This is a genomic window from Acinetobacter sp. A1, assembly GCF_012371315.1.
Lineage (GTDB): Bacteria > Pseudomonadota > Gammaproteobacteria > Pseudomonadales > Moraxellaceae > Acinetobacter.
Window position 1 is genome coordinate 1 of sequence record NZ_JAAZQY010000063.1, and the last position, 3,317, is coordinate 3,317.

Below are 3,317 nucleotides of genomic sequence, written 5' to 3' on the forward strand. Positions count from 1 at the left end.
CACTACTGAATCGACATAGACAAAATGAGCACTTATGCAAATATTTGTCTATATTTTTAGTTATAGTTAATTACTCTGCATTGTGGTTTGTTTGATTTACAGGTCATGTTGATCTGTGTTCAAACTTGAACTCAAGCATAAAGTAAGAAATAAGTATGCTGCCAAGTTTGATATTTATCAAAGCAAGAACTGTGCACAAAATGTAGTGATATGCAAAAAATGTATGTTTTTTTCTTTCTATAAGCTCTTAAGCCACTGTAAACAAATATGCCGTTTGTATCATTCTGAGCTATTCAGTTTAAGTGACTGCATGATCCCTTATTGATTGCTCAGCATTAATCCATTCAAGATTGAAAAGTTCAGCGTGTGTGCCCATATAAGCAGATATGATTTAGAGCGATTATGCACAGACAGATGCTGAAAGTTGTCGTATGATCGAACAAACTTCACAAAAACAAGCGCATTGCGACAAAGAATGAGGACAGAATGAATATTGCAGAAAATCCAGTCGTGGAAGCCAACCAGACCATTTATTTAAAAGATTATCAAAAGCCTTCATTCTTGGTCGATTCAGTTGAATTAGATATTCAGGTCTATGATGCACACACTCAAGTGAGTGCTAAATTAGTGATGCAACGCCAAACAGCGGGTGATTTAGTCTTACTTGGTCGTGATCTTGAATTACAATCAATTCGTATAAATGGAAAGTTACTTACTGATAGTGACTATGAGTTAGATAGTGAGCAATTAACCATTAGTCATGCACCGGATCAGCTCACTTTGGAAACAGTGGTTATTATTCACCCTGAAAGTAATACGCAACTTGAAGGTTTGTATCAGGCGAGCTCAGATTTATTTGTGACCCAAAATGAGCCAGAAGGTTTTCGTAAAATTACCTTTTACCCTGACCGTCCAGATGTGTTGTCGGTATTTACTACACGTGTCGAAGCTGACAAAAAATTTCCTGTATTACTGGCCAATGGTAACTTGCTCGAAACAGGTGAAGCGGGCGAGGGACGCCATTATGCGGTATGGCAAGATCCTACCAAAAAACCGAGTTATTTGTTTGCCTGCGTGATTGGTGACTTAGCTGTATTGAAAGACCATTATGTGACCTCAGAAGGCCGTAATGTTGCATTGGAAATTTATGCAGAAGAAAAAGACATTCCAAAATGCCAGATCGCAATGCAAGCGCTGAAACATTCTATGCGTTGGGATGAAGAGCATTATGGCCTACCGTATGATTTAGACAATTATATGATCGTGGCGACTAGTGCTTTTAATATGGGCGCAATGGAAAATAAAGGTCTGAATATTTTCAATACCTCATGTGTGTTGGCAGATGAAGAATACACCACAGATGCCGCAATTATGCGTGTGCAGTCTGTCATTGCACATGAATATTTTCATAACTGGACAGGGAACCGTATTACTTGTCGTGACTGGTTCCAACTATGTTTGAAAGAAGGTTTAACCGTTTTCCGTGATCAATCTTTCTCTGAAGATTTACAGTCTGCGGCAGTACAGCGTATTGATGATGTAGCAGTACTAAAAGCGCATCAATTCCCTGAAGATTCTGGCCCACTTTCACATCCACCACGTCCAGACCATTTTGTGGAAATTAATAACTTCTATACGGCAACCGTGTATGAAAAAGGCGCGGAAATTAATCGCATGATGTCTACTTTGTTAGGCAAAGAAAAATTCCGTAAAGGTAGTGATGAATATTTCCGTCGTCACGATGGACAGGCGGTCACGGTTGAAGATTGGGTAAATGCTCTAAGTGCAGGTTCAGGTGTGGATTTATCCAATTTCTTGACTTGGTACAATCAGCCGGGCACACCAAAGTTAGAAGTTCAAGGCGAATATGATGCAACCAAACAAGTCTATCGTTTAAACCTGAAACAAAGCCTTAAAAGCAATGCTAAATATCCAAACTTAAAAGCATTGCCTATTCCTGTAGCGTTAGCCTTATTTAATGCTGAAACTGGTGAGCGATATACTTTGCACTCAGATGCTTTGGTTGAAAATGATGTACAAGATGGCGTGTATTTATTTGATCAGATGCAAGCAAATATTGAGTTTAGCGGCGTAACAGCAAAACCGATTGTCTCTTTGCTACGAAACTTCTCAGCACCTGTGAATTTGGAATTTAATTATTCCAATGAAGAATTGGCATTCCTGATGCAATATGAAACCAATGGTTTTAACCAGTGGCAAGCGGCACAGACACTGTTGGAACGTATTTTGTTAAATGGCTATGCGGCAGATACTTATTTGCAAGCTATGAAAAATACGATGCCTGCATTGATTGAAAAAGATCCGTTGTTAGCTTCACGGCTTTTTGATGTACCATCAGAAGGTTACTTAGGCAGCCGTATTGATCAGGACTATCAGCCTGAAAAAATTCAGGAACAACGTAATGCACTGTTAGATACCTTAGCGCGTGAATTGGGAACATTCTGCAAAGAAAGCTATTTGGCGTTAGACCCTGATATGCAGCCAGAGTTCTCTCAAGCGATGGGTGTGCGTGCATTAAAAAATATTATGTTGGCGTTGATGGCACGTCAGGGTGATGTTGAAGCCTTTGCATTGGCTGAACAGCAGTATAAACATACACGCAATATGTCTGAACGATTAGGTGCTTTGCGTGTGCTGGTATGGAATGATGCACCGCAAGCCAAAGCTGCTTTAGAAGATTTTTATACTCGTTTTAAAGATGAAGCTTTAGCATTGGATCAATGGTTTATGGTACAGGCATCCCATCCAAAAGCGACAGCTGCAACCATTCAGGCGTTAACTGCACATCCAGATTATGATTTGGGTACACCTAACCGTATTCGCTCAGTGAGCGGTGGATTAAACAGTAATCCTGTGAATACTTGGAGTTTTGGTGTTCAGCATTTTATCGACTTGGCCAAGTATTTAGATGAGAAAAACCCAATTGTCGGTGCAAGGTTATTGCAAGTGTTATCGCGTTGGTACACCTTGGCAGAGCCACAACGTAGCCAAGTACAAGCTGCATTGGTTGGGTTACAGTCTGTGGTAAAATCCAAGAATGTGGTTGAGACCTTAAATTCGATGTTGGATGTTTAATTGATATTGTATTTGAGTGGCTTGGACTGGTAAGAAACATCAGTCTATAAAAGCACAATTTATTTAAGTTGTATAAGAAAAGCCTGCAAGTGTAGGCTTTTCTTGTTTTGAATATTCAAACAATGAGTAAGAATCACTGTTTAGTGTAAGCATCCGGCTAACACAGCCTTACCAAGCGATCCTATAAGCCTTAATTTAGTTCCCACCTAAAAACAAGTGGG

1 protein-coding gene is annotated in these 3,317 nt (G+C 39.7%); it reads left to right on the top strand.

The annotated features are described in order from the left end of the window. The first annotated feature begins 486 nt into the window (after positions 1 to 486). Positions 487 to 3,096 (top strand): aminopeptidase N, encoded by a 2,610-nt coding sequence (gene pepN / locus HHA41_RS12800; RefSeq protein ID WP_168461943.1) that lies wholly within the window; start codon positions 487 to 489, stop codon positions 3,094 to 3,096. The last annotated feature ends 221 nt before the right edge of the window (positions 3,097 to 3,317 follow it).

Bases quoted from the DNA above. Each gene is read 5' to 3' on its own strand.
- pepN (WP_168461943.1), top strand. From the start codon at position 487: ATGAATATTGCAGAAAATCCAGTCGTGGAAGCCAACCAGACCATTTAT.